We start from the raw sequence: 312 nt of genomic DNA on the forward strand, positions 1-312 counted from the left end.
GCTTCGTCGTCCTGAAGGCGGGCACCGAACGTGACCCCGGGGAGGTCGAGGCCGAACTGGTCCGGCTCGTCCGCGAGCGCATCGGTGCCGTCGCCTCCCTGAAGGAGGTCGCCGTGGTGGCCGCCCTGCCCAAGACCCGCTCGGGGAAGATCCTGCGCAAGACGATGCGCGGTATCGCCGACGGCCACGACGAACCCATCCCGTCCACGGTCGACGACCCGAGCGTCATCGAGACCCTGCGCCCGCTGCTGCACCGCCCCGATCACACGGTCTGAGCCTCCGGCAGGGCCTGTTCCGCCCAGATCACCTTGC

1 protein-coding gene is annotated in these 312 nt (G+C 70.5%); it reads left to right on the plus strand.

The genetic code is table 11. The annotated features are described in order from the left end of the window. Window positions 1-275: AMP-binding enzyme (locus tag ACLZOT_RS51390; RefSeq protein ID WP_416976166.1), on the plus strand; the 275-nt coding region annotated here is incomplete at its 5' end. Window positions 276-312: the final 37 nt, after the last annotated feature.

Origin of the sequence: Streptomyces sp. 4F14, from assembly GCF_048159485.1 — a bacterium.
Taxonomy (GTDB): domain Bacteria; phylum Actinomycetota; class Actinomycetes; order Streptomycetales; family Streptomycetaceae; genus Streptomyces.